This window comes from Pandoraea captiosa (assembly GCF_902459775.1).
Lineage (GTDB): Bacteria > Pseudomonadota > Gammaproteobacteria > Burkholderiales > Burkholderiaceae > Pandoraea > Pandoraea captiosa.
Genome location: NZ_CABPSQ010000006.1, coordinates 139,326 through 164,590, shown reverse-complemented (window position 1 = coordinate 164,590; position 25,265 = coordinate 139,326). Strand labels below are relative to the sequence as shown.

The 25,265-nt window shown below is 62.5% G+C and carries 23 protein-coding genes; 19 read left to right on the top strand and 4 right to left on the bottom strand.

Annotated features, from left to right (window positions below; all coding sequences use genetic code 11):
* Nucleotides 1-38: 38 nt before the first annotated feature.
* The 4 genes from PCA31118_RS17095 to PCA31118_RS17080 all read left to right on the top strand — a co-directional run bounded on the left by PCA31118_RS17095 (nt 39) and on the right by PCA31118_RS17080 (nt 5,062).
* Complete coding sequence (locus PCA31118_RS17095; protein ID WP_150626321.1) at nt 39-815, top strand: SDR family oxidoreductase; 777 nt, start codon at nt 39-41, stop codon at nt 813-815.
* Nucleotides 816-871: 56 nt separating this feature from the next.
* Nucleotides 872-2,080 carry an MFS transporter gene (locus tag PCA31118_RS17090; protein WP_150626320.1) on the top strand — a complete coding sequence of 403 codons (1,209 nt, stop codon included), beginning with the start codon at nt 872-874 and terminating at the stop codon, nt 2,078-2,080.
* A 117-nt stretch (nt 2,081-2,197) separates the two neighbouring features.
* Nucleotides 2,198-4,135 (top strand): flavin-containing monooxygenase, encoded by a 1,938-nt coding sequence (locus PCA31118_RS17085; RefSeq protein WP_217431280.1) that lies wholly within the window; start codon nt 2,198-2,200, stop codon nt 4,133-4,135.
* 138 nt (nt 4,136-4,273) lie between these two features.
* Nucleotides 4,274-5,062: an SDR family NAD(P)-dependent oxidoreductase gene (locus PCA31118_RS17080; protein WP_246190285.1), complete on the top strand. Its 789-nt coding sequence runs from the start codon at nt 4,274-4,276 to the stop codon at nt 5,060-5,062.
* An 89-nt stretch (nt 5,063-5,151) separates the two neighbouring features.
* Here PCA31118_RS17080 and PCA31118_RS17075 read toward each other — a convergent pair whose 3' ends face one another.
* Complete coding sequence (locus tag PCA31118_RS17075; RefSeq protein WP_150626319.1) at nt 5,152-5,901, bottom strand: SDR family NAD(P)-dependent oxidoreductase; 750 nt, start codon at nt 5,899-5,901, stop codon at nt 5,152-5,154.
* Nucleotides 5,902-5,938: 37 nt separating this feature from the next.
* Nucleotides 5,939-6,805 carry a phytanoyl-CoA dioxygenase family protein gene (locus PCA31118_RS17070; protein ID WP_174990506.1) on the bottom strand — a complete coding sequence of 289 codons (867 nt, stop codon included), beginning with the start codon at nt 6,803-6,805 and terminating at the stop codon, nt 5,939-5,941.
* 157 nt (nt 6,806-6,962) lie between these two features.
* On the opposite strand from PCA31118_RS17070, the gene PCA31118_RS17065 reads away from it, so the two are divergent.
* A complete protein-coding gene (locus PCA31118_RS17065; RefSeq protein ID WP_174990505.1) occupies nt 6,963-7,964 on the top strand; it encodes an AraC family transcriptional regulator in 1,002 nt (333 codons plus the stop codon).
* Nucleotides 7,965-8,057: 93 nt separating this feature from the next.
* On the opposite strand, the gene PCA31118_RS17060 is transcribed toward PCA31118_RS17065, so the two are convergent.
* The gene (locus PCA31118_RS17060; RefSeq protein ID WP_150626316.1) at nt 8,058-9,017 is read right to left on the bottom strand and encodes an alpha/beta hydrolase; all 960 of its coding nucleotides are present in this window, start codon (nt 9,015-9,017) and stop codon (nt 8,058-8,060) included.
* Complete coding sequence (locus PCA31118_RS17055) at nt 9,008-9,841, bottom strand: SDR family NAD(P)-dependent oxidoreductase (protein WP_150626315.1); 834 nt, start codon at nt 9,839-9,841, stop codon at nt 9,008-9,010. Before PCA31118_RS17055 ends, PCA31118_RS17060 begins: the two co-directional genes overlap by 10 nt.
* Nucleotides 9,842-10,100: 259 nt before the next feature.
* Here PCA31118_RS17055 and PCA31118_RS17050 point away from each other — a divergent pair, with 259 nt between their 5' ends.
* The 14 genes from PCA31118_RS17050 to PCA31118_RS16985 all read left to right on the top strand — a co-directional run bounded on the left by PCA31118_RS17050 (nt 10,101) and on the right by PCA31118_RS16985 (nt 25,235).
* Nucleotides 10,101-11,303, top strand: a complete 1,203-nt coding sequence (locus PCA31118_RS17050; RefSeq protein ID WP_150626314.1) for an acyl-CoA dehydrogenase family protein — start codon at nt 10,101-10,103, stop codon at nt 11,301-11,303.
* 14 nt (nt 11,304-11,317) lie between these two features.
* A complete protein-coding gene (locus PCA31118_RS17045) occupies nt 11,318-13,117 on the top strand; it encodes an FAD-binding protein (protein WP_217431279.1) in 1,800 nt (599 codons plus the stop codon).
* Nucleotides 13,080-13,937, top strand: coding sequence for an SDR family NAD(P)-dependent oxidoreductase (locus PCA31118_RS17040; protein ID WP_150626313.1), 858 nt, complete (start codon nt 13,080-13,082; stop codon nt 13,935-13,937). The genes PCA31118_RS17045 and PCA31118_RS17040 overlap by 38 nt, the downstream gene beginning before the upstream one ends.
* A 103-nt stretch (nt 13,938-14,040) precedes the next feature.
* Nucleotides 14,041-14,814: an SDR family oxidoreductase gene (locus tag PCA31118_RS17035; RefSeq protein WP_425495371.1), complete on the top strand. Its 774-nt coding sequence runs from the start codon at nt 14,041-14,043 to the stop codon at nt 14,812-14,814.
* A 21-nt stretch (nt 14,815-14,835) separates the two neighbouring features.
* Nucleotides 14,836-15,867: a ferredoxin--NADP reductase gene (locus PCA31118_RS17030; RefSeq protein ID WP_150626312.1), complete on the top strand. Its 1,032-nt coding sequence runs from the start codon at nt 14,836-14,838 to the stop codon at nt 15,865-15,867.
* A 38-nt stretch (nt 15,868-15,905) separates the two neighbouring features.
* Nucleotides 15,906-17,495 (top strand): FadD3 family acyl-CoA ligase, encoded by a 1,590-nt coding sequence (locus PCA31118_RS17025; RefSeq protein WP_150626311.1) that lies wholly within the window; start codon nt 15,906-15,908, stop codon nt 17,493-17,495.
* A 15-nt stretch (nt 17,496-17,510) separates the two neighbouring features.
* On the top strand, nt 17,511-18,302 hold the full coding sequence (locus PCA31118_RS17020; RefSeq protein WP_150626310.1) for an SDR family NAD(P)-dependent oxidoreductase: 792 nt from the start codon (nt 17,511-17,513) through the stop codon (nt 18,300-18,302).
* A 177-nt stretch (nt 18,303-18,479) separates the two neighbouring features.
* Complete coding sequence (locus PCA31118_RS17015; RefSeq protein ID WP_217431278.1) at nt 18,480-19,592, top strand: 3-ketosteroid-9-alpha-monooxygenase, oxygenase component; 1,113 nt, start codon at nt 18,480-18,482, stop codon at nt 19,590-19,592.
* Between the two features lie 245 nt (nt 19,593-19,837).
* Nucleotides 19,838-20,746, top strand: coding sequence for a VOC family protein (locus PCA31118_RS17010; protein ID WP_150626309.1), 909 nt, complete (start codon nt 19,838-19,840; stop codon nt 20,744-20,746).
* Nucleotides 20,747-20,770: 24 nt separating this feature from the next.
* The gene (locus PCA31118_RS17005) at nt 20,771-21,634 is read left to right on the top strand and encodes a CoA transferase subunit A (RefSeq protein WP_246190284.1); all 864 of its coding nucleotides are present in this window, start codon (nt 20,771-20,773) and stop codon (nt 21,632-21,634) included.
* Nucleotides 21,635-21,646: 12 nt separating this feature from the next.
* A complete protein-coding gene (locus tag PCA31118_RS17000; protein WP_174990504.1) occupies nt 21,647-22,468 on the top strand; it encodes a CoA-transferase subunit beta in 822 nt (273 codons plus the stop codon).
* 36 nt (nt 22,469-22,504) lie between these two features.
* The gene (locus PCA31118_RS16995) at nt 22,505-23,377 is read left to right on the top strand and encodes an enoyl-CoA hydratase (RefSeq protein ID WP_150626307.1); all 873 of its coding nucleotides are present in this window, start codon (nt 22,505-22,507) and stop codon (nt 23,375-23,377) included.
* On the top strand, nt 23,374-24,474 hold the full coding sequence (locus PCA31118_RS16990; RefSeq protein WP_150626306.1) for an NAD(P)H-dependent flavin oxidoreductase: 1,101 nt from the start codon (nt 23,374-23,376) through the stop codon (nt 24,472-24,474). Before PCA31118_RS16995 ends, PCA31118_RS16990 begins: the two co-directional genes overlap by 4 nt.
* Nucleotides 24,471-25,235, top strand: coding sequence for an enoyl-CoA hydratase family protein (locus PCA31118_RS16985; protein WP_150626305.1), 765 nt, complete (start codon nt 24,471-24,473; stop codon nt 25,233-25,235). The genes PCA31118_RS16990 and PCA31118_RS16985 overlap by 4 nt, the downstream gene beginning before the upstream one ends.
* Nucleotides 25,236-25,265 lie beyond the last annotated feature (30 nt).

The window sequence follows — 25,265 nt, the reverse complement described above, 5'->3', positions numbered from 1 at the left end:
CAGTGAATCAAGACAGCAAATCGAGACAGGGTGATCAGGTGCAGACAAATGACGGTGTAAAGCGGGTGGTTCTCGTGACGGGCGGCGCGAAGGGCGTGGGCCGAGGCATCACGGAGCAGTTTCTGGCGTCCGGCGCGGAGGTTGTCGTTTGCGGGCGCGAAGCGCCGGCGTCCCTGCCTCGGAACGAGCACGGCACCGCAACGTTTATCGAAGCGGATCTGCGCGACGTGGACGCCGTCGACCGGCTATTCGATACGATCAAAGCGCGCTTCGGTCGGCTCGATGTGCTCGTCAATAACGCCGGCGGAACCCCATTCGCGATGGCGGCGGATGGGTCTCCAAGATTTCACGACGCCATCCTGAAGCTGAATCTTCACGCGCCGTTGCTGGCGGCGCTCAAGGCCAACGCCATCATGCAGGCGCAGGCAAGCGGCGGCGTCATCATCTTCATCGGCAGCATCGGTGCGACGACCGCCCGGCCCGGCAGCGCGACGTATGCTGCCGCCAAGGCCGGCATTCTCAGCCTTACGCGCTCGCTCGCCGTTGAGTGGGCTCCCAAGGTTCGCGTGGTCTGTGTCAGTCCGGGGCTTGTGCAAACCGAACAATCGCATCTGCATTACGGCGATGAACAGGGGATCGCTGCAGTTTCGGAAACGGTCCCGCTCAAGCGCATGGCCCAACCGGCCGATATCGGCAGCGCGTGCGTCTTCATGGCATCGGCCGGTGCGTCTTACATCAGCGGTGTGGACCTGCTGGTTCATGGCGGTGGCGAGCGCCCGGCGTTCCTGTCCGCCGCCAACGTGAACCACGCATAACAGCGACATAACAGTGACTTCTGGCCAGAGGCTGGGTGTCGTTGCGGGAGCGAAACATGGATGAACGATGCGCGGTGCCGCAAAGGCCCGCCAACTCGATCGGCAAGGCCATCGTGGTGATCGCCGGCCCAGCCCTGGCCGCGTTGATTCCGATGGCGGTGACGCCGGCATTGCCGGCGCTCTCGGCGGCGTTCGGACATGTTCCGGACGGGACATTTTTTGCCCAGATGGTCATGGCGGCGCCCGCGGCCATGGTGATGCTGGGCGCTCCGGCGGGGGGCGCGCTCTCGGAGCGGTTCGGTCGCAGAAAAGTTATTTTGATCGCGCTGCTGCTCTTCCTCGTTTCCGGTATTTTTCCAGTGATATCGCCGAACGCCGCAGGGCTGATTGCGTCGCGGCTCATCCTCGGCATTGCGGGGGGTGTGATTCTGACGACCAGTTTTTCGATGGCCGGTGACTACGGCGACCATACAAGGGAACGAATCCTCGGGTTTGCTGGCGCCGGAGCCGCGTTTTGCGCGATTGTCGGCATGGTGCTGGGCGGGCTCCTGGTCGACGCGTTGGGCTGGCGTGGTCCATTTGTCCTGTATCTGATCGCCTTGCCGGTGTTGGTCCTGAGTACATTTGTCATCGACAACCATAAACAAGTGCATAGCCGGGTCGCCGAGGGCACGATGCCCATCAGGGCACAGATTCCCATTTTCGGTTTGACCTGTCTGCTGACGATAGGATTGTTCATGCCCGGGATTCAAGGGCCGTTCCTGTTGCGCGCCAACGGGATAACGAGTGCGGCGACGATCGGCGCCGTGCTTTCGACATACTCGCTCACGGCAGCCTGCGCGGCGGCGTCTTACGGCACGCTCAGGCGTGCCTTGAGCGCGAACAGCGTGCTGGCCCTGGCAGCATTCTGCCTTGGTGTCGGCGCGGCGATTTTCGCTGTCGCGCACAGCATTCCCGGCGCGCTGGCCGGATGCATCGTGACCGGCGTCGGCGCGGGGCTCGTTGAACCCGTCACCATGTCGCTCGTGCTCAGCCGCTCCCATCCGGGCATTCGCCAGCGTTGTGTCGGACTGCTGCTGGCGTCGGTCTTTCTCGGCCAATTCCTCAATCCCGTGGTCCTTAGCCCGCTGCGAGCGATGTTCGACGAACATGGCGCGTTCGCGATCGTCGGGACGGTGCTCGTCGGGTTCGCGGCACTCATCCTCTGGCGAGGGTTCGATGCGCGGGCTTCGCGTGGTCGTGCGTTGGGCGCGTCCGAAAACTAGTTGTTGTGAATGGACCTCTCCCGAGAATGAGGAGAGGGGGTGTACAGAAAAACAGCCGTACAGGCGCTCCGGTTCGGGGCGCATGGGCACGGTCATAATCCTGATGGAGACAATCGAGTGAGCAGTCATCTTCAACCGGCGTCGAGTCCCATCGTCGAGGACGATGCTTTTATCGAAAGCATGCTCGCGGATGCGAGTATTCCCACCCTGATCATGTCGCTCGTCCATATCACCGGCGACGTGAGTTTCCTGAGGGGCAGCATTCGCCCGAAGACGCCGCAGATGGGAGAGGTGCAGGGCGGCCTGACGGAGGAAGAGAAGGCATCGGTGCGCAAGACGGCGCTGACGGTGCTCAAGGCGTTTCGCGATAACGGATGCAAACTGCCGCCGCCGCCGTCCGAGGAGGTGGTGCGAGAAATGATGAATTTTCTCGTCGGCACGGAGGTGCCTGCGGACTACATGCCGCTGGTGCTCGAAGAGCTGGCGCTGGACGGAAAGGATTCACGGGTTCCGGCCTGGCGCAAGGAGGTGCCCGATGCGCTGAAGCGCGACTATCACGTGGTCGTGATCGGCGCAGGAATGTCCGGGCTTCTGTCGGCCATGCGTCTGAAGGAAGCCGGCATCTCGTTCACCGTTTTCGAGAAAAACGATTCGGTTGGCGGAACCTGGTACGAAAACCGGTATCCGGGATGCCGGGTCGATATCCCGAATCACTTTTATTCCTACTCGTTTTATCCGAATCACGACTGGAACGAGTACTTCTCGCGTCAGCCCGAGCTGGCCGCCTATTTCGAGCGATTCGCTCAGGATCAGGGACTCGCCGAGAAAATTCATTACAACACCGAAGTCGTCTCGGCGAAATTCGACGAAGCGAGCGGCATCTGGAGCATCGCCGTGAGGGAGTCGGGCGGCGCCATCCGCACGGTACTGGCCAATGCCGTGATAAGCGCCGTTGGGCAGCTCAATCGCCCCATGACGCCGAAGATCCCGGGTCAGGAGACGTTCAAGGGCGTGCAGGTCCATACCGGTGCATGGCCGAAGGGGCTGGATCTCACGGGCAAGCGGGTCGCGGTGATCGGTACCGGCGCGAGCGCGTTTCAGATCGTGCCCGAGTTGGCCAAGATCGCGGGTGAGCTCACGGTGTTTCAACGCTCGCCCGTCTGGATGTTCCCCAACCCGGACTACCACGCAACGGTCGGTGAGAGCAAAAAGTGGATGCTCAAACACGTTCCTTTCTACGCCCGGTGGTATCGCTTCCTGATGTTCTGGCCGGGCAGCGGCATTGCGTTGAACCGGTGGCGCATCGATCCTGCCTGGCCGCACCCGGAGCGCGCGGTCTGCGAGGCCAACGACCAGGAGCGCATCCATCTGACGGCGTGGATCTCCGACCAGGTGGGGGACGATCCCGAGTTGCTCAAGAAGGTGATTCCGCAGTACCCCGTGGGCGGCAAGCGCATGCTCCAGGACAACGGAAGCTGGTTGCGTGCGCTCAAGCAACCGAATGTCGAACTCGTCACGGAGGCACCGAAGGCATTTGACGAGACGGGAGTGATCGGGCAAGACGGTCGTCATTACCCGGTCGACGTCATCGTGTACGCCACGGGCTTCCATGCGAACAAGTTCCTTTGGCCGATGGAGATCGTCGGTCGCGGGGGCGTCAAGCTGAACGAATTTTGGGGCGACGAGCCGCGAGCCTATCTCGGTATCACCGTGCCGGGGTTTCCGAACCTGTTTTGCCTTTATGGGCCCGGCACCAACCTCGCGCATGCCGGCAGCATCATCTTCAACTCGGAGTGCCAGGTTCGATACAGTGTGGCGTGCATCAAGTCGCTGATCGAGGGCGGGTACCGACAGATGGACGTGAAACCCGCCGTCTACGGCGAGTTCAACGACCGGTTAGCCAAGGAACTCAGTACGCTGGTCTGGTCGCATCCGTCGGTCAACAACTGGTACAAGAACAGCAAAGGCCAGGTGGTCAACACGTCACCATGGGCGCTCTCCGATTACTGGAAGTGGACACGCTCGCCTGAAGTCGAAGACTACGAGTGGCGTTGACCGCTGTAGCGACGTAACGACGTAACGACTTAACGACCTATCTACTTAACGACCTGACTACGTAAGGTGATAGCCCCGGGGCGCCAGCGATTGGCGCCCCGGTCGGTATTGATGCGCTCAACCCGAGAGGTAAAGATCGTGCCTAACGAAATGCGTTCCCCGGGTCCGAAGACCGGGGTGATTGTGACCGGCGCGGCGTCCGGCATCGGACTGGCGACGGCAAGCGAACTCGCGGCCGTGGGCAGGCCCGTAGCGCTATGGGATATCAACGAAGCGGCCGTGCAGGAAAACGTGCGGCGTCTGCGCGAAACATTTGATGTGGCGGTGGTCGGCGTGCAAGTCGACCTGCGCGAGCCTGCCGCACTTGCCCCCGCGATTCGTGCCAGCCGGGAAGGCATCGGTGCACTGGGTGGACTTGTGCATGCCGCGGGGGTGGTCAAGGCGACGGGCATCGAAGGACTGACGCCGGAAGTATGGGATGACGGACTGAACGTCCATCTGCGGGCACTGGCACTTTTGGTGCAGGCATTGCTGCCGGACCTGCGAAGCCACCCGGGCTCTGCCGTCGTGGCCATCGCCTCGATGAACGCGACGCTGGGCAACGGCCTGATCCCCATCTACACGGCGGCCAAAGGGGGCGTGATATCGCTGGTCCGCTCGCTCGCGGATTCGCTGGCCAACGAAGGCATTCGTATCAACACGGTCTCTCCGGGCATGATCGATACGCCGATGTTGTCCGGCGGCGCGGGGCCCGAAGTCCAGGAGGCGCTCGCCGCGAAGTGGCGCGAGCGCATCCTGCTCGGGCGAATCGGGCGGCCTGAAGAGGTCGCGCGCGTGGTTCGGTTCCTGCTGTCGGATGAGGCCAGTTACGTCACGGCAGCGGAGATCGTCGTGGATGGCGGCAATATTTCATCGCAGCGCTTCTGAAGTAAAGCGCTTCGGTACAAGGGCGCAACGATTAAGGGGGACGTACTTGCGGTACGTCCCCCTTTTTGCATCGCTCGATTCCGATAGGGTCAGATGCCTAATTGCCTTCCCGCGACCGCACCGCCGTCGACGACAAGCGCATGCCCGATGACATACGACGCACCCGGTGAGGCCAGGAACAACACACCCTCGGCCATCTCCTCCAGGTCGCCGGGGCGACCGATCGGCTGGAGTTTGTCGAGCAGTTTTATCGTTTCGTCGGAAAGGCCTTCGGTCATGCCGCTGAGCATGACGCCGGGACAGATGCAATTGACGCGCACCCCCTTCGGCGCGAGCTCGATCGCACTTGCCTTCGTCAAGGCGACGACCGCCGCCTTCGTCGCACAATACGCGGCGATATCGGCGGTGGGGGAGATGCCTCCGTTGGACGCCGTATTCACGATGACACCGCCACCCTGCGCCAACATGACCTTCAATGCGGCTTGCATACCATGCACGACGCCATCGAGATTGACACGAACCAGCGCGTGATAATCCGCAAGGCTGATGTCCTCGATGGGCCCTGCCGGGCCGCGAATGCCGGCATTATTGAACATGACATCGAGGCGTCCGTGGTGACGTACCGCCGTGTCGACCAGTCGGTTGACCGCCTCCGGGTTGCCAACGTCCGTCTCGACGAAGATGCCGCCGACGGCGTCAGCCGTGCGTTGTCCTTCACGCACGCTGACGTCGGCCACCACGACTTTGGCCCCTTCACTTGCAAAGCGCATTGCACTAACGCGACCGAGGCCGGACGCGCCCCCGGTCACGATGACGACCTGTTCGGAAAATCGAGACATTGTCACTTCCGCCGTGGATAAGATGATGGATCGCGCTTTAACGACGGGAGTCGCGTTCGGTGTTCATGTACTTGCTCATGTCGACCGCACCGTTATTCCAGTTGCGATTGCCCCACCAATGGTTCCGGCCGAGCATGTCGGCCATCACCGGCCCGTGTTTGGCGATGAGTTCCTCGCTCACGGGGCCGTAATCTTCCAGCGGACGATAAGCGAGACGGCAATAGGTCGCATGCAGCAGCACACGTTCGCCTTCCCGTGCGCGCGGGTAGTTGGCGTGCCAGAGGCGACCGTCCCACATGCCGACCGAGCCACGCGGCGCCACGAGGGGGCGAGCGCCGGCTTCGGCCTTGACCTCCTCGGGATTCGGGTGGCGGCGTTCGCGGTGCGAACCCGGTACGACCTTGGTGGCGCCGGAGGCTTCGTCGGTCGTATCGTCGCAATACCAGCATGCGGTCATCAACGCGTTGTGTTCGGGGAAGGGCGCGGGCAACCAGGACTGATCGCAATGCAGGGGCATGGCGTTGGCGCCGGCGAAGCGCACGCTGCCGCTCACCTGACTGATCTGCGCACCGCGCCCGCACATGAATTCGATCATGGTGAGAATCTTGGGATTTAACGTAGCCTCTGCGATCAGCGGATCTCGCGCGAGCAGGAGGTCGCTTGAAATGCCCTTTTTCGTGATGCCGAAGTACTGCCCTTTGTCCTCCTGGCAGCATCGAACGATGGCGCTTCGCAGACCCGCGATGAATTCGTCCTGTGCCACGTCCTTGACGACGGTAAAGCCGAGCGTCTGCATGTCTTCGATGTTTTGTTCGAGGTTGTACTTGCGAATGCGTTCGGCAAGTTCGGGCGATACCGCGAACATCGGAAGGGACTCGTGATCCTTAAGTTCAAGTACGTTCACTGCACTGTCTCCATTCATTGTTTATCCGGGAATATCAGGGTGATTTGCCCTGAATCACCCGCTTTGGGGTAGGTTAAAATTATCGCGATCCGACAATGCAAACCAATACGTCGGCGATCATATTTAGATGCGGATTCGATCAAGTTCAGGAGAACCCATGGGTGCGAATGAGGTGAGCCGGATGACGCAGCTTCGTTCCGCCCTTCAGAAGCATCTGATCTCGGAACTCGAGAAGCGTGGCGTATCGTCGGATCTGGGGACGTTCGACATCAGCGGACCCGATGCGCAAGGCCAGTTTCCAAAGTTCTACCGCGCTGTGGCGGACAAGCTTTGCGAGTTGGTGTCGCGCGATAACGGCTATCCGCCGATGACGAAGCAGGAAGTCGATCTGATGTGCCGTTGCATGGTGACGGCCTCCACGCTCAGTGACGCCATCCTGTGCGCCAAGGAGTTTTGCGTGATGCTGCATCCGCGTGCCGCCAGTCTCGATCTGTGCGAGAGCAATGGTGCCGTCGTGTTCACCATGCGCCCGGTTCGTCGCGAGACATCGTCTGCCGCATGTATCCTGGATCTCACCGGCCTGCTATGTTTTATCCAGTTCTTCGGCTGGCTGATCGGACAGCCGTTAAAGCCGCGTGAGATTTACCTGACGCATCCCAACAGAGAGGATGCCGGCGCGTTTCTCGGGGTCTTCGGTGCCCCGGTGTTTGTGGGCGCGGCGGCTTCGGGCTTCGCATTCGATGCGGCGCTGCTCGAACGCAAGACGGTCAGACAACCCTTCGAACTTGAGTCATTCCTGGCGGACCTGCCTTTCGGCTTCGTCGTCGGGCCGTCGCCGACGACGTCGGTGTCCCAGCACGTGCGTGCGTTGCTCGAAGGCGCAATGGCGAGCGGCGACGAGTTGCCATGGATTCCGGAGGTGGCTCGGGCGCTCAATATCAGTGGCATTACGCTTCGCAGGCGCCTGCATGCCGAAGGCACGAGCTACAAGGACATTCGGGAGCAATGCCTGCGTGATCGTGCGAAGCACTATCTGACCAACGGAAGCTGGTCGATCGATGAAATTGCCGGTCGCCTCGGCTTTAGTGGCGCTGCGGCATTTCGCCGGGCGTTCGTCGGTTGGACCGGCGAGCCGCCGAGTCGATATCGCAAAAGGTGACGTTGAACGGCGGGCCGGACGCAGGAAATTCGGCAGATGCAGCAGCCCCGGCACGGCACGGTCATCGAACGTGCCGACCGTGCCAACCGTCGCTCACGCGGCGCGTTGCGACGTCGTATCGAAACTCTCGCGTAGCGCGCTCGCCACGAACGTGAGCGCATCGTCCGCCGCGTCGATCATGCCCATCATGCTGGCAAACCCGTGAATCTGTCCCGGCCACCGTTGCATACGAACGGGTACGCCCGCCTCGATGAGCGCCAGGCCATACGCCTCGCCTTCGTCGCGAAGCGGATCGTATTGCGCGGTGACGATCGTCGCGGGGGGCAGGTGTTGCAGTCGCTTTTGTCGCAGCGGGGAAGCCATCGGATCCGAGCCTGCCGACTTGTGAGGCAGATACTGTTCCCAATACCAGCGCATCATCTCCGTGGTGAGGAAGTGGCCGGTGCCCATTTCCGAATACGACGCAGTGTTCAGGGCGCTGTCAGTGACAGGGTAAATGAGCGATTGGTGGCAGAGCGTGAGCCCGTTGTCTCTCGCCCGATGCGCGACGACCGCAGCGATATTGCCGCCGGCGCTGTCCCCGGCGACAGCGATGCGCGAGGCGTCTGCGCCGAGCGTTTTCGCGGTGTCGCGCACCCAGCAAAGTGCCGCCCAGCCGTCGTCGATCGGGGCGGGGAATTTTGCTTCCGGGGCGAGGCGGTAGTCCACCGATATCACTAGCGTATCGGCCCTTTTGGCGAGGCTTCGGCAGATATTGTCATGCTCCTTCGGGCAACCCAGAACGAACCCCCCGCCGTGAAAATAGACGGTGACGGGCAAGTTCGACGCGTTCGCGCGCGGGTAGTAAAAGCGCAGACCCAGGGGGCCACCGGGGCCCGTGATGGTCCTGTCCTCAATGTGGGCCACCTCATCGCCGGGCCCGAAGGGGGACGGGCCTGCGGCGGCCGCTGCGGCCATGACGGCGCGTGCTTTGGTGCCGTCCGCCGAGTAATCGATCGGCGGCATCATCGCGAGAATTTCCAGCATCTTTGCTGCTTGCGGGTTCAATGGCATGTTGTCGCTTGCTCCCAGAGACCGGTATCGGAGGATTCGCGCAGAATGGTGCGCGCGCGTTGTGCGAATGCCGCGAAGACTTCCGCGTGCGGGATGATCCAGAATTTTCCGGCATCGACGTCGGCAAGTAGCGCCGACGCGAACGCATCGGGCTTCGTACCGTTGCGAATGATCTGTTGAAGGCCGGCGTTTGTCTGCGCGAGGTTTCCCTGCCTGTCGTTGCTTTCGTGGATCGCATCGGCAATGGCGGTGTCGACCGCGCCGGGACATACGACCGACACTTTGATCGGCGCATCGATGGCGGCCAGCTCGCCCGCGAGACACTCGCTGTGCGCGACGACGCCGAATTTCGACACCGTATAGGCGGACAATTCCGGGCCGGCCGTCAGACCGGCCATCGACGCCACGTTGACGATATGACCGCCCTTCGCGAGCATTCGCGGCACGAAGGCGCGCGCCGCATGGATCACGCTCCACAAATTCACGTCCAGCGTTCGTCGCCATTCGGCTTCGCTGGTCAGCCAGCAATTGCCCGTTCGCAGCACCCCGGCATTGTTGATGAGCAAATCGACACGACCGGCGATCGCAAAAGCGATATCGGCGAGTTTTTCCACGTCGGCCGCACGGGAAACGTCGACGTGCGCACTGACCACGCGCCCGCCCGACGCGGGAATGTCTTTCATTGTCCGGGCCAGCCCCGGCACATCCACGTCGGCTGCGACAACCGTGTCTCCTCGCAGTGCCAGCGCGTGAACCAGCGCACGCCCGATGCCGGAGGCCGCCCCTGTCACAACGGCTACCCGAGTATTCGCCTCAGTATTCACCCTGGTGTCCCCTTGAAGTTTCTGTCAGGCGCCCGTTCGAGGGCGCAACTCGCAGGCCAGTATCCATTCACGGGACGGCGCGGCATCGTCCAAGCGGACTAGCCCACGGAAGTCATCGTGCACATACGCGGCAGGCAAGGATGGCCGCGCCGTTAGTCTTTTTGGACGATGCCTGCGCACGAGGCCGATGCAAAGATCGGTCAACACTGCGCAGGCCATTGAGGCCGTAGTGACATATAGGCGAACACGGAGACAAGTCATGACGATCCAGCCGGTGCCCAAGGCGTCAGTTCCCAGTGAGGCAGAACTTCTGCGCAATGCCCGCGAGATGGTGCCGCGTCTGCTTGAGCGCGCCGAAGCCGCGGAGCGCCAGATGCGGGTGCCTGATGAAACGATTCAGGAAATGAAAGACGCAGGATTCTTCCGCGTATTGCAGCCTCGGCACTTCGGTGGATACGAGATGTCGCCGCGTGTCTTTTATTCCATTCAGATGATCCTGGCCGAAGGGTGCATGTCGACGGCGTGGGTCTATGGTGTGCTGGGCGTTCACCCGTGGCAACTTGCCCTGTTCGACCCGCTGGCGCAGGAAGAAGTCTGGTCGCGCGACACGTCGACCCTCGTGGCATCGACGTATATGCCTGTCGGCAAGGTGACACGCGTATCGGAAGGTTTCCGGTTGTCCGGTCGCTGGAGCTTCTCGAGCGGGTGCGAACACGCCGAATGGATTTTCCTAGGCGCGATGGTGCCTTCCGAACAGGAGGGGGCAGCGCCGGAATATCGTACATTCCTGCTGCCGAAAGCCGACTACACCGTGATTCACAATTGGAATACGTTCGGCCTGAAGGGGACCGGCAGTCATGACATCGTCGTCGAAGACGCGTTCGTTCCGGCCTATCGCACGCATCGAACGCGCGACGATTCTCCTGCGGCTCGCCCCGGGCTCTCGATCAACAGCGGCCCGCTCTTCCGGTTGCCGTTTGCCCAGGTCTTCACGCGCGCCGTGTCGTCGTCATGCATCGGCGGCCTGCAGGGGGCGATCAATGCTTTTCGTCGCACGGCGGCGCTGCAGGTCAGCCGGAATTTCCTTGGCGCAACCGCAAACGATCCCACCGCACAGTTGGTCGCCGCTGAGGCCGCCTCGGCGGTCGATCAGCTCAAGCTGACGCTGTTTCGGAATTTCGACGAGATGATGACGCACGCCGAGCTCGGCGAATCCGCGCCGATCGAGGATCGCCTGCTATATCGCTATCAATCGTCGCAGGCGCCGGAGATCTGCGCGCATCACGTGAGCCGGCTGCTGAAGTCCTGCGGTGGGTCGGGCATTTACACCTCTCACCCCATCGTCCGCACGTTCCTCGACATTCATGCAGGTCGGGCGCACGTCGCCAATTATGCCGACCCGGTCGGCCGGAACTTCGGCGGGGTGCTTTGCGGGCTGGAAAACAAGGACAGCACCGTCTGAGGCCGGAAACCGCCATGCCAATGTTCTTTCAACGGGGACTGCTCGACGACGGACCGGGGGCGCCGAATCACTCGCCGCAGGACGACGACTCTCCCCATCATCGGTTCGACGTGATCGTCGTGGGGTCGGGGGCCGGCGCAATGCTTGCCGCATGCAGGGCCCATGACCTGGGACAATCTGTGCTCGTCGTCGAGAAGACGAACCTCTACGGTGGCACATCGGCCGTGTCCGGCGGCGGCGTATGGATTCCGAACAACGATCACATCGCGCGCGATGGTGGTCAGGACAGCGCCGAAGACGCGTTGATGTACCTGCGCGCTGCCACCAAAGGTGAAGTTAGCGAAACCAAGTTGCGGGCCTACGTGGCGCACGCGCCCGAAATGCTGCGCTACGCCGAGGCGAGAACGCACGTCAGGTATCGCGCAAATCCGTTTTACGCGGATTATTACCAGGCGCTTCCCGGGGCCAAGCTCGGCTACCGCTCGCTTGATGCCGAGCCCTTTGACGGCAGACGTCTGGGAGACGACATCCTGAAAATGCGCGAGACGTCGCCGACGATGCTCATTTTTGGCCGCGTCACCATGAGCACGAGCGAGGCGGTGACGTTGCTCTCTCGCGCGCCGGGCTGGCGAAAATGTGCCGTCGCGGTACTCGGCAAATACTGGCTCGACTTTCCCTGGCGCTTGCGCAGTCGGCGTGATCGGCGATTGAACATGGGAAGCGCATTGATCGGGGCGCTGCGGCTGTCGCTCATGGAGCGAAACATTCCGCTTTGGCTGAACACGGCATTGGACTCGTTGGTGTTCGAGGACAACCGGGTGGCAGGCATCACGGCCCGCCGAAACGGGCGCACTGTCAAACTGCATGCGACGAGGGCGGTGATCCTCGCCACTGGGGGATTCGAGAGCAATCAGGCGATGCGTGAGCGCTATTTGCCCAAGCCGACGCTCGCGCAATGGACCGGCGCGCCGCGCTGCAATACCGGCGACGGGATTGTGGCCGGCATGAACGTCGGCGCCGCCGTGGCCAATATGCAGCATGCCTGGTGGACACCCACCATTCAAGTGCCCGGCGAGGAGAAGCCACGCGGCCTGTTCTCCGAGCGGGCCCTGCCTGGCTGTCTCGTGGTCAATCGACTCGGTCGACGCTTCGCCAACGAGGCGCAGGATTATCTCGATTTCGTATTGGCCATGTACGAAGACCATGCCAAAACGGGGGCGAACCTCCCGGCCTGGATGATCTTCGATGCACGTTTTCGTCGCAAGTACAACGCCGGGCCGCTGGTGTCGGGTTCGTTGATGCCGGATTTTCTGCTCCCCAGGCGATGGCGAGGGAAGGTGTACTTCCGGGGGGAGACACTTGAGCAACTGGCCGCGCAGATCGGGGTGGATGCCGAGGGATTGCGACAGAGCGTCGAGCGAATCAATGCCTTTGCGAAGACCGGCGTCGACCTCGATTTTCACAAGGGAAGCAACGCCTACGACACGTTCTATGGCGACCATTCCGTCAAGCCGAATCCGTGCCTCGCGCCGTTGGAGCAAGGGCCGTTTTACGCGCTGCGTCTGGACGCCGGTGACATTGGCACCAAGGGCGGACTTCAGACCGACGAATTCTCCAGAGTGCTTTCGGAGGCGGGTGAACCGATTCCCGGGTTGTACGCCACGGGCAATACCTCTGCCTCGGTGACGGGACCGTCCTACCCCGGGGCGGGCGCGACCCTGGGGCCCGCGATGACCTTTGGCTTCATCGCTGCTAATCATCTTGCCGGAGTCTACGATGCTCAAGGGAAAAGTCTGTGTAGTGACCGGCGCTAGCCGGGGTGTCGGACGTGGTGTCGCGATCGGTCTGGGGGCGCAGGGCGCCACCGTCTACGTGACGGGACGCACGACGCAGCCCGGTCGCGCGAAGCTGCCGGGAACGTTGTACGAAACGGCGGACGCGGTGAATGCCGCGGGTGGCGTTGGCATTCCGGTCATTTGCGATCATGCGTCGGACGAGGACGTCAGGCGGCTGTTCGAGCGTGTGAACGAAGCCCATGGCGGACTCGACATTCTGGTCAACTGCGCGATTGCCATTCCGGAAGGTCTGACGGATGTTGCGCCGTTCTGGGAGAAGCCGCTCGGCATGACGGACCTGTTTGGCGTGGGCATGCGTTCGACCTATGTGGCCAGCTATTTTGCGGCGCCGCTGCTGATCGCGCGGGGCGGGGGGCTGATCGTCAATATTTCATCCGCCGGCGGCCGCTGCTACATGCACGGCCCGGCTTACGGCGCATCGAAAGCCGCCACGGACAAAATGTCATTCGACATGGCGTATGACTTTGCACCGCATGGGGTCCACGTTGTGACGCTCTGGCCCGGTCTGGTGAAGACCGAAAGAACGCTTGCGGTTTGCAACGCGGAGCCCGAGAAGTACGGGGCCTGGCTCGAACATGGCGAGTCCCCGGAGTTTCAGGGGCGTGTCATCGCCGCACTGTTCAACGCGGAAGATCGCAAGGCCCGCTCCGGCAATGTCTATTACGGGGCGGAGCTTGCCCTCGATTACGATGTCAAGGATGTCGACGGCAAACAGCCGCCGTCCCATCGTCCGATGCTCGGTGACCCGCCGGTTTTTTCTGCCGCTGTCGTCGAATGATGTCGACGGTCCGTCATCGGAACCGGGGCGGTTGAGACCAAGGCTGATGTCTGAACGCCGACGCGTTGCGTCGGCGCGCAGCGATCGGGTAACGAGAAAACGTATGGAGACAAGGCAGATCATGGGGCGTGTGCAGAATAAGGTGGTGCTGTTGACCGGGGCAGCGGGCGGGGTGGCCAGGGAGGCTGCGGCGATGCTGGCGCGCGAAGGCGCAACCGTGGTCCTCGCGGACATCGACGAAACCGCCGGGCAATCGGCTGCGAGGCAAATTGGCGAATCGGCGTCCTTCTTGCGTCTGGATGTGTCGAGCGAAGCCGACTGGCAAGAGGCGCTCGCCAGGGTGGTGGCGCGTTTCGGTCGTCTAGACGCGCTGGTCAACAGCGCGGCGATTTGCCGGAGCGAGTCCATCGAGGAGACGTCACTGGAGCTCTTTCGCACGGTTTCCCGAATCAATGCCGAGGGCACGTTCCTGGGTTGCAAGCATGCCATCGCACAGATGAAGACCAACGGTGGCGGCTCCATCGTGAATCTGTCGTCGACGGCGGCGCTTGCCGGGCATACGGGGTTATGTGCGTATTCGGCGTCCAAAGGCGCAGTGAGCGCGCTGACGAGGAACGTTGCTGCGCACTGTCGGGCGCAGGGTTATCGCATTCGCTGCAACTCGATTCATCCTGCCGGCATTCGCACGGCGATGTCCGAAAAGATGCTGGCAGGTGTGGACGAAAAGTTCGTCAATTTCGACCTGAATCCGCAATCGGGCGTTTGCGAGCCGCACGACGTTGCCCATCTGATCTTGTTTCTCGTCTCGGACGAGTCACGCTTCATCAGTGGTGCCGAATTGCGCGTCGACAATGCCATGCTGACGTCCGTCGGCTGACATGACCCGGAGCCCGATGTCATGAGCGCACCCAAATACCATGCGTTGCGTGTCGTTTCGGTCATTGAAGAAACGGCCGACGCACGATCTCTCGTGTTCGACGTTCCGCCCGCGCTTGCCGATACGTTTCACTATCGGCCCGGGCAGTTCCTGACGCTGCGGCTTCCTGTCGACGGCAAGCCAATTCCTCGGTGCTATTCGCTCGCGAGTTCCCCGTCGATCGCCGAACCGCTGCGGGTCACCGTCAAGCGTGTCTCGCAGGGCGTCGGTTCCAACTGGGTCTGCGATTCAGTGCGAGAGGGCGACGAGATCGAGGTGCAGGCCCCGGCCGGCGTGTTCTGCCCGAAAGATCTGAACAGCGATTTCCTGCTGCTGGGCGGCGGTAGCGGCATCACGCCGATCCTGTCGATCCTGCGCTCGGCGCTGACCGACGGAAGCGGCCGGATTCTGCTGATCTATGCCAACCGGGATGAGCGTTCGATTATTTTCAAAGACGCGCTGAAGGCGCTGGCGGCGGCCCATCCGGACCGGCTGCAAGTGGTGCATTGGCTCGATACCGTGCAAGGCATCCCCTCGGTCGCGCAACTGGCGGCGCTGGCGCGCGCATGGCGGCATGCGGACTGCTTCATCTGTGGGCCGTCGGCTTTTATGGACGCTGCGGTCCAAGCGCTTCAGTCGCTGGAGATCGATGCCGGGCAGATCCATGTGGAGCGTTTCGCCTCATTGCCGGACGAGAGCGAACCGGGCGGCGCCGACACCGCTCCCACGCTGGACGACGGGGTTGCGCTCGAGGTCACGCTCGACGGCAAAACCCATCATCTGATGTGCGGCCAGACGGAGACGTTGCTCGATGCCATGCTCCGTGGCGGTGTCGATGCGCCGTATGCCTGTCGCGCCGGGGCCTGTGCCACGTGCATGTGCACCGTCGACATGGGGACCGTGCGGATGAAGCACAACGATGTCCTCGACAAAAACGATCTGGCGCAAGGTTGGACGCTCGCCTGTCAGGCGATTCCGCAGAGTGGCCCCGTCGCCGTCAGGTTTCCAGAGTAGCTGTTGGCCCGGGCACCGGGCTTATCGTGAGTTACGTCATGCTGCCTTCAGTCATCACCATTCCTCGCATGCTCGCACAGACCGTCTCTCGTTATGGGGACCAGTGCGCGATCGAAGCGGGAGGCGTTCGTTTGCGATACCGCGATCTCTACCAGCGGGCGTTGCGCGCCGCGGCGGCGCTCATTTCCCGGGGCGTCGAACCGGGAGACCGCGTCGCCATCTGGGCGCCGAATGGTCCGGAGTGGATCATCGGCGCGCTTGGCATCCATTTTTGCGGCGCGTCGCTGATTCCGATCAATACGCGCATGCGGGGTGCGGAAGTCGGATATGTGCTCGAGACGACGGGGGCCAATGTTCTGCTGAGCGCAGGCTGGTTTCTCGGCAGTTACTATCCCGACCTTCTGGGTCCGCACCGACCGGCGTCATTGACGACGGTCGTGGTCATGCACGACGTCCGGCACGGAGACATCGCGTGGCACGATTTTCTCATCGGTGGCAGGTCCATCACCGATGACGTGGTGGAAGCCCGGGCGTTGCGCGTCGCGCCCGAGGCTATCTCGGACATCATGTTCACTTCCGGGACCACAGGGCACCCCAAGGGCGTAATGACGACGCACGCCCAGAACCTGAGGGCAATCGACGGTTGGGCCGACGCAATGGCGCTTGCGCCGACGGATCGCTATCTGATCGTCAATCCGTTCTTTCATGCCATGGGCTACAAGGCGGGCTGGCTGGCGGCGCTCACTCGCGGCGCGACGATCCTGCCCCATCGCACTTTCGACACGGCAGCCATCCTCGATGCGATCGAGCGCGAGAAAATCACGGTGTTGCCCGGCCCGCCGACGGTATTCCACAGCCTGCTCAACGACCCGAGACTCGCATCGACGGATCTGTCCAGCCTGCGTGCCACGATCACCGGATCCACCAGCGTGCCGGCTGCCCTGATCGACAGAATGCGCAGCGAACTGGGCTTCAAGGTTGTCCTGACCGGCTATGGACTGACCGAGTCGTCAGGGTTCGCGACCTTGACGCGAGCCTCCGACCCGGCGGAGATCGTGGCGAATACCTGCGGCCGGGCCATGCCGGGGGTCGAACTCCGTATTGCCGACGAACGCGGGGAGGCGGCGCCCGCCGGCGCGGCCGGCGAAGTCTGGATTCGCGGCTACAACGTCATGCAGGGATATCTCGATAATCCCGATGCCACGCGCGAAGCCATCGACGCGCAAGGCTGGCTTCATACGGGCGACGTTGGCGTCATCGACGAGATGGGGTATCTGAAAATAACGGATCGGCTCAAGGACATGTTCATCGTCGGCGGTTTCAACTGCTATCCCGCCGAGATCGAAAGGCTCGCGGCCGCGCATCCGGCCGTTTCGCAGATCGCCGTGGTCGGTGTGCCTGACGAGCGCATGGGCGAGGTGGGGCGTGCCTTCGTGGTTCTTCGGCCCAACGCAGCGTTGGACGCTGCACAGTTCATTACGTGGTGCCGGGCAAATATGGCGAACTACAAAGTGCCGCGTTATGTGGACTTTGTGTCGTCGTTGCCAACGAACCCTTCGGGCAAAGTGCTCAAGCGAGAGCTTCGCGAGTGGCCCATGTCCGTCGAAAAAGCCGCGCAGCACGCGTAATCCGGAGGTTCGGACATGCGCATCGATTTGCAGGGCAAGACCGCGTTGGTCACAGGTTCGACGCGGGGGATCGGCGCGGCCAGCGCGCGCCAGCTCGCGCAGTGCGGGGCGCGTCTGATCCTTCATGGACGTACGCAGACGTCCGTATTGTCGGCCGTTGACGCGATGCGCTCGGCGTACCCGAGCACCGACGTATCCGGCATCGTCGGCGACGTAGCGACCGAAGTGGGCTGCCAGTCGATCTTGCCCGTACTCGACGATGTCGATGTGCTGGTGCATAACGCGGGGGTCTACGACTGGGCGCCGTTCGAGACGATCTCGGACCAGGCCTGGCTCCACATGTTCGCGACACACGTCATGGCCGGCGTGCGTCTGTCGCGTGTCGCGCTACCGGCAATGATGCGCCGGGGCTGGGGACGCATCGTGTTCGTCGCCTCGGATTCCGGGGTCTACATACCGCCCGATATGGTGCATTACGGGGTCAGCAAAGCCGGCGAGCTGGCACTGATGCGCGGACTTGCCGAACTGACCAAAGGCACCGGCGTTACGGTCAATGCGGTGCTGCCCGGACCGACGGCGGTCGAAGGATCGGCGCAGTTCTTCGATGACTACGCGCAACGCACCGGCATCGCACGCGATGTTGCGCAAACGCATTTCGTGCGCGCCGCCCGCCCCACATCACTGATCGATCGGATGGCAACGGCCGACGAAGTGGCCAACCTGATCTCCTATGTGTGTTCCCCGCTTTCCGCTGCGACAAACGGCGCGGCACTGCGCGCTGAGGGGGGTGTCCTGCGCCACGTCTGACGTTCGTCCCGAAGGCCGTCTAGTCCAAAGCGACGATGTGACGGCGCCATCTCCCGCCGAGAATGCCCGTACAGGCGCATCGTTGGCGCGGACCTGCTCCTTTGCGTCGACGATGCCCTCCTCACAATACGGTCTCCGATCGGTCAGATCGGGACGAGACTCCGGGAGATTGGAACGATGTCGACTGTTCAGCCTATCAATACCCTGCCAACCCAGAAGATCAAGGCGGAACCGCTTCCGGACCGATACGCCCGCGGCTGGCACTGCCTGGGATTAGCGCAGGCCTACAAGGACGGAAAGGCTCACACCGTTCACGCCTTCGGTACGAAACTGGTTGCTTTCGCCGGGGAAGACGGAAACATCGCGGTGCTGGACGGTTATTGTCCGCACATGGGCGCGGATCTCGGACTGGGGTGCGTCAAAGGCAATACCGTGACATGCCCGTTCCACCATTGGCAATGGGGCGCCGACGGTGTGTGCAAGGACATTCCTTACGCGAAGCGGATTCCGCCGAAAGCGCGCATCAAGAGCTGGCCGGTCATGGAGCAGAACCATCTGCTCTTTGTCTGGAACGATCCGGAAGGCAACCCGCCCGATCCGCTCGTCGCCATCCCGCGAATCGAAGCGTGTTTCTCGGATCGCTGGACGCGCTGGAAGATCGAGGAATGGACGATCAACACCAACGTGCGCGAGCTGGTCGACAACCTGTCCGATATGGCGCATTTCGGGCCGGTGCATGGGCAGAAGATCGATTACTTTGCCAATGTGTTCGATGGCCACATCGGCTACCAAATGGCGCGAGGCGGGCACGAGACCCTTTCCGACGGCGAGCTGGTTGCCGACGATGCCTACTTTGGCCCGGCGTATCACATCACCCGAATGAGTGCCAAAGTCGCGGGGCACACACTCAACTCGATTCTGCTCAACTGCCACGTGCCGATCGACCAGAACCGGTTCATCCTGCGCTTCGGCGTAATCGTGGAGAAGAATCCGGCGCTCTCGGACGAGCAGAACGACGCGATCGCGGATAACTACATCACGCTTACCCAGAATGCGTTTCATCAGGACGTGGTGATATGGGATTCCAAAACACGGGTCGACAACCCCCTGCTTTGCGACGGCGATGGTCCGCTCTATCAATTGCGCGAATGGTATTCGCAGTTCTACGTCGATGCGGCTGACGTCAAGAAGCAGCAACGAAAGGTATTCGAATGGCGGCGCGAGGAGGGCGCCTGGCGCCAGCGTGACGACGTGCCGCCCGAAGCCGTCAGCGAGCTCGACCGCATTTGAGGACCGACCGGGCGAACCCCGGTTGCGTCTCAGTGGCGACGCACACGATTCGCGTGCAGTGACCCGAGCGCGAACGAAGCGGCCCGATGGCTCGGATGCGAGTCGTCGGGCCGTTTTCCTTGGTCTCGGTGAAGCGCTGTTGGCCTTGCCCCGCCGAGGTTCGATCGTAGTCCCATTGGACGATGTTCCCGCGGGGGCATTCCCCGAGAATCAGCCTTAAGCGATGGACATTCTTGGGAGCTTCGATGATTGATATTCGTGCACTTGCCTACGTGGTAGCAGAAGCCGCAGACGCTGCCGCCTGGCGGCAGTTCGGGGAAGGCGTCATCGGCGCCATGGCGTCCGATGCGCCGCAGGGGGGCGTCTATCTGAAGCTCGACGACCGCCCGTATCGATATCTGATCGTGCGCGGCGACCAGGACCGCTATTTCGCGTCGGGCTGGGAGGTCAAGGATCAGGAAGCCTTCGACGCCGCGCGCGAATCGCTGCGCGGCGCCGGTGTGCCGGTGACGATGGCGACCGACCAGGAGCGCGCTTCGCGCCGTTTTCAGAACATGATGTGGTTCCACGATCCGTCGGGGAACCGTCATGAAATCGTCTGGGGCGCGATATCGGATTTCGTACGCTTCGACTCGCCCCAGAAGGTCCCCGCGTTCGTGACGGGAGACCTGGGGATGGGCCACACGGTACTCGCGGCGCCGAACTTCGACGAGACCTGGGCGTTCTTTCGCGACGTCATGGGCTTTCGCATCTCCGACATCTACAACCACCGCGCTGCGGCGGACGCGCCGATTCAGCGTCTTTACTTCACGCACTGCAACAACGGCCGCCAACACAGTCTCGCGCTGTTCGAGTCGCCCCGGCCGCCGAGTGGCTGCGTGCACGTGATGGCCGAGGTGACGTCGATGACCGAAGTCGGGCGTGCGCTCGATCGCTGCAAGGCCCACGGATTCAAGTTGATGGCCAGCCTGGGCCAACACGTCAACGACGACGTGACCTCGTTCTACATGGCGACGCCCGGCGGATTCGCGCTTGAGTACGGCTACGGAGGACTGGTGGTCGACTGGTCGCGTCACTCGGTATTCGAGGCCACTTCCATCAGCCATTGGGGGCATGACTGGAGTCTCGGTCTTGCGACGGGCGATACCAACTAAGACGGATTCACTATGCACAAACAAATGACTGCCGCAGATGTGGTGTCAAGGCTGCGCAGCGGCATGACGATCGGCATTGGCGGGTGGGGACCGCGGCGCAAGCCCATGGCCCTGATCCGCGAAATACTTCGCTCGGACCTCAAGGATCTGACCATCGTGGCTTACGGCGGGCCGGAGGTCGGCATGCTGTGCGCGGCCGGCAAGGTCAGAAAGCTGGTGTACGGCTTCGTGACGATGGACGCGATTCCCCTCGAACCCTACTTCCGGAAAGCGCGTGAAGCCGGTGAGATCGAAGTCGTCGAGCATGACGAGGGCATGTTCGAGTGGGGCTTGCGCGCGGCCGGCATGCGGATGTCGTTTCTCCCGACGCGTTGTGGACTGGCGACGGACGTGCTGGCCCGCAACCCGGAACTCAAGACGATCGCTTCGCCGTATGACGATGGTGAAGTGTACGTCGCCATGCCGGCGCTGAAGCTCGACGCAGCGCTGCTGCATGTCAACGAAGCGGACTGTCTGGGCAATACGCTCATCACCAGTGCAGACCCGTTGTTCGATCACCTGTTTGCGCGCGCGGCAACCGAGTGCTACGTGAGTACGGAGCGATTGCAGGAGCGCTTTGCCATCGATGCAGCGTCGGCCCGCCAAAACTACTTCGAACGGTATCTGGTCACCGGCGTGGTGCATTCGCCGTTCGGTGCCCACCCCACCTATAGCAATCCCGACTATGGATGGGACCTCTCTCATCTGAAGCGGTACAACGCGTCGGCGAACGAGGCGCACGGCTGGCGTGATTACGTGAGCGAGTTCATTGCGGGCACCGAAGAGGACTACCTGCGCAAAGTGGGCGGGGCAGAACACATCCGCACGTTACCGTTGCCCGTTTTCTAGTCGAGAAACCCAATGAACCAGATTGCACAGGATGTTGTGTCGCAGGAGAGCGGCTTTTCGTTGGCCGAGCTCATGATCGTGGCGGCGTCGGAAGCCTGGCGCGGCGACGGCGAAGTGCTCGCATCGGGCATTGGTGTCGTGCCCCGATTGGGGGCAAGCCTTGCCAAGATGACGCACTCGCCGCTGCTGCTCATGACCGACAGCGAGACTTTCCTGGTCGAGACACCGATCCCGCTCGGCCCGCGTGGCGACTTCAAACCCGCCTACTCGGGCTATATGTCGTTCGACCGCGTGTTCGAGTGTGTATGGGGAGGCAAGCGCCACGCGATGATCGGGCCGACCCAGATCGACAGGTATGGCCAGACCAATTTGTCCGTCGTTGGCGACTACGCCAGGCCCAAGGCAGCCATGCTGGGCGTGCGCGGCCTGCCCGGCAACAGCATTAACCACGCCAACTCGTTCTTTGTTCCGAACCACAGTCCGCGCGTGTTCGTGAAGGGCGAAGTCGACATGGTGTCGGGGGTCGGCTACCAGCCGGCGCGCTGGCCGAAGGGCGCAAATGCTGCATTCGTGGACTTGAGGCGCATCGTCACGAACCTCTGCGTCATGGACTTCGAGGGGAAAAACCGCGCCTGCCGCGTTCGCTCGTTGCACCCGGGAGTGAGCTTCGACGAGGTTCAGGCGGCCACGGGATTCGAGCTCGAGATTGGCGATGACTGCCCGGTGACGGCTGCCCCGACGCAAGCGCAGCTCGAACTCATCCGCTGGCTCGATCCGCACAACCTGCGCGCAACGGTCATCAAGAACAATCCCCCTGGCGTGCGCGGTGCGTAAGCACATCGGCCAGATTTCATAGAGGAAGGGAGTGCCATGACGGGCGATCAGCAAATCGAGAATGTGGTGTTGTACGAGGTCGCGAACGGTATCGCGACAGTGACGATGAATCGTCCCGAGTATCACAACGCCCAAAACTCCGAAATGACCTACGCGCTGGATGCTGCCTTTCGGCGAGCGTCCGATGACGATGAAGTCAAGGTCATTGTGTTGCGCGGCGCCGGGAAGCATTTCTCGGCGGGACATGACATCGGCACCCCGGGGCGCGATATTCACAAGAGTTTCGAGCGCGCATCACTGTGGTACGACCACGTTGGCAAACCGGGCGGCGAGTTCCTCTACGTTCGTGAGCAGGAAGTCTATCTGGGAATGTGCCGACGCTGGCGGGAATTGCCCAAGCCGATGATCGCCGTGGTGCACGGCGCCTGCATTGCGGGCGGTCTGATGCTCGCCTGGGTATGCGATCTGATTGTGGCCTCCGACGACGCGTTCTTCGCCGATCCCGTTGTGCGCATGGGAATCCCCGGCGTGGAGTATTTCGCACACCCTTACGAGCTGAACCCGCGCATTGCGAAGGAATTCCTGTTCCTCGGCGAACGAATGTCGGCGCAACGGGCTTATCAGATGGGGATGGTCAATCGCGTGGTCGCGCGCGACCAGTTGGTGGACGAGGCGCAGAGTATCGCCGAGCGCATCGGAAAGATGCCTCGCATGGGGCTCGCGCTGACCAAGCAGGCCATCAACCATGCCGAGGATCTGATGGGCAAGCGCACGGCGATGGAGGCGGCCTTCGGGTGGCATCACTTTGCCCACGCGCACAACGAACTCGTCTCGGGCGACAAGTTGGGCGGGTATGACGCGAAAGCGATGGCGAGCTCGCAACGTCCGGCCGTGGCCGAATCGAAATGACGATCTCGCTGCATACGCCGGTCTGCGATTGGCTCGGCTGTCGTTATCCCATCGTCCAGACGGCGATGGGGTGGGTGGCCGACGCGAATCTGGTCGCCGCGACGTCGAATGCCGGCGGTTTCGGTTTTCTGGCGTGCGCGACCATCGAGCCCGGGCGTCTTGAGGCCGAAATTCAGAAAGTCATGCGACTGACCGACGCACCGTTCGGCCTGAACTTTCACATGTTTCAGCCAAACGCCCGACAGGTGATCGACCTGGCGATCCGTTACAAGGTCCGGGCGGTCAGCTATGGCCGTGGGCCGGACCGGCAGGTGATCGACCAATTGCGCCGGGCGGGCGTCATTTGCATGCCCACGGTCGGGCACGTCAAGCATGCGATCAAAGCGGTTGAACTGGGCGCCGACATTGTCACGATTCAGGGCGCGGAGGGCGGCGGCCACACGGGGGCGACGCCGACCACCATCCTGCTGCCACAGGTGCTCGATGCGGTGGATGTTCCCATCGTGGCCGCTGGCGGATACGCCTGTGGCCGGGGATTGGCGTCGGCGCTGGCCGCCGGTGCGGCGGGCGTGGCCATGGGCACGCGCTTTTTGATGACCCGGGAGTCTCCGGTCCCCGCCCAGACCCTTGCGCGCTACCTCGAGGTCAACGATCCCGGCAGCATCCGGGTCACGAGCGTTGTCGACGGGTTGCCGCAGCGATTGATCCAGAACGAGGCGCTGCTTCGCATGGAGCGATCGGGCTGGATACAGCGCGTTCTGTTCAGCGCAAGCAGCGCGATGCGATGGAAGCGTGCTTCCGGCGCGAGCGCCTGGCAATCCCTGCGCGCGCTCAGAGCGATGGCGCTCGATGCGCGGCAAAGCGGCGGCTCACTCGCGCAGGCGCTGATGGCGGCCAACGCGCCGATGCTCATTCAGTCGGCGATTGTCTCAGGACAGCCGGATCTTGGCGTGCTGCCGAGCGGCCAGGTTGCCGCGAGCATTGGCGAGCTCAAGCGTTGCGCAGACGTCATCGAAGAGATCGCTGCGCAGGCGACGCAACGTCTGTCCCAACTTATCGAACATCAACAACGCGATCTGCACGAGAGGTGCGCATGAGTGAACAAAAGAAAGCTCCTTTCTCGCTAAGTCTGGACAACGGCGTGGCGGAGCTCGTGATCGATCATCCGCCCGTCAACGCGCTCGATAGCGATGGATGGCACGCCCTCGCGGCAGCGATCGACGCGCTGGGAGGCAATCGCGACGTACGTGTGGTGGTTATCCGTGCCGACGGCCGCGGCTTTTGCGCCGGCGTCGATATCAAAGAGCTTGCGGCACACCCGGAGCGCATCGCGAAGGTCAATGCGGGCAACTACGCGACGTTTCGTGCGGTGCATCGCAGTCCCGTGCCCGTGATCGTTGCCGTGCACGGATTTGTCCTGGGCGGCGGCATCGGTGTGGCCGGTGCAGCCGACATCGTCGTGGCGTCCGAGTGCGCAACCTTCGGCGTACCGGAAATCGATCGCGGGGCCATGGGCGGCGGGGCGCATCTTCAGCGACTTTTTCCGGTTCAGGTGGTGCGCCACATGTACTTCACCGGCGACTTCATCGATGCGCAGGAGGCATGGCGCCTGGGGGCAATCAGGCAGGTGGTGCCTCGTGCGCAACTGCGCGATTGCGCGATGGCGATTGCCCGACGCATCGCGGAGAAGAGCCCGAACATGGTCCGTCTGGCCAAGGAGGCGCTCAACGGTGTCGAGGACGGTGATCTTGAGAAGAAATACCGATGGGAGCAAGGGTTCACGCTCGAGGCATATCTCGCGGCAGATTCGGGGGAAACGCGAGCGGCATTTGTAGAAAAGCGCCGCGCGCAATTCTAGACCGGCAGGCATGCGCAACGGGGAATGGGG

What these genes read in the sequence shown, in the direction of transcription:
- PCA31118_RS17090 (WP_150626320.1), top strand. Translation starts at nt 872, where the DNA reads ATGGATGAACGATGCGCGGTGCCGCAAAGGCCCGCCAACTCGATCGGC.
- PCA31118_RS17075 (WP_150626319.1), bottom strand. Translation starts at nt 5,901, where the DNA reads ATGTCTCGATTTTCCGAACAGGTCGTCATCGTGACCGGGGGCGCGTCC.
- PCA31118_RS17065 (WP_174990505.1), top strand. Translation starts at nt 6,963, where the DNA reads ATGGGTGCGAATGAGGTGAGCCGGATGACGCAGCTTCGTTCCGCCCTT.
- PCA31118_RS17060 (WP_150626316.1), bottom strand. Translation starts at nt 9,017, where the DNA reads ATGCCATTGAACCCGCAAGCAGCAAAGATGCTGGAAATTCTCGCGATG.
- PCA31118_RS17050 (WP_150626314.1), top strand. Translation starts at nt 10,101, where the DNA reads ATGACGATCCAGCCGGTGCCCAAGGCGTCAGTTCCCAGTGAGGCAGAA.
- PCA31118_RS17045 (WP_217431279.1), top strand. Translation starts at nt 11,318, where the DNA reads ATGCCAATGTTCTTTCAACGGGGACTGCTCGACGACGGACCGGGGGCG.
- PCA31118_RS17040 (WP_150626313.1), top strand. Translation starts at nt 13,080, where the DNA reads ATGCTCAAGGGAAAAGTCTGTGTAGTGACCGGCGCTAGCCGGGGTGTC.
- PCA31118_RS17035 (WP_425495371.1), top strand. Translation starts at nt 14,041, where the DNA reads ATGGAGACAAGGCAGATCATGGGGCGTGTGCAGAATAAGGTGGTGCTG.
- PCA31118_RS17030 (WP_150626312.1), top strand. Translation starts at nt 14,836, where the DNA reads ATGAGCGCACCCAAATACCATGCGTTGCGTGTCGTTTCGGTCATTGAA.
- PCA31118_RS17025 (WP_150626311.1), top strand. Translation starts at nt 15,906, where the DNA reads ATGCTGCCTTCAGTCATCACCATTCCTCGCATGCTCGCACAGACCGTC.
- PCA31118_RS17020 (WP_150626310.1), top strand. Translation starts at nt 17,511, where the DNA reads ATGCGCATCGATTTGCAGGGCAAGACCGCGTTGGTCACAGGTTCGACG.
- PCA31118_RS17015 (WP_217431278.1), top strand. Translation starts at nt 18,480, where the DNA reads ATGTCGACTGTTCAGCCTATCAATACCCTGCCAACCCAGAAGATCAAG.
- PCA31118_RS17010 (WP_150626309.1), top strand. Translation starts at nt 19,838, where the DNA reads ATGATTGATATTCGTGCACTTGCCTACGTGGTAGCAGAAGCCGCAGAC.
- PCA31118_RS17005 (WP_246190284.1), top strand. Translation starts at nt 20,771, where the DNA reads ATGACTGCCGCAGATGTGGTGTCAAGGCTGCGCAGCGGCATGACGATC.
- PCA31118_RS17000 (WP_174990504.1), top strand. Translation starts at nt 21,647, where the DNA reads ATGAACCAGATTGCACAGGATGTTGTGTCGCAGGAGAGCGGCTTTTCG.
- PCA31118_RS16995 (WP_150626307.1), top strand. Translation starts at nt 22,505, where the DNA reads ATGACGGGCGATCAGCAAATCGAGAATGTGGTGTTGTACGAGGTCGCG.
- PCA31118_RS16990 (WP_150626306.1), top strand. Translation starts at nt 23,374, where the DNA reads ATGACGATCTCGCTGCATACGCCGGTCTGCGATTGGCTCGGCTGTCGT.
- PCA31118_RS16985 (WP_150626305.1), top strand. Translation starts at nt 24,471, where the DNA reads ATGAGTGAACAAAAGAAAGCTCCTTTCTCGCTAAGTCTGGACAACGGC.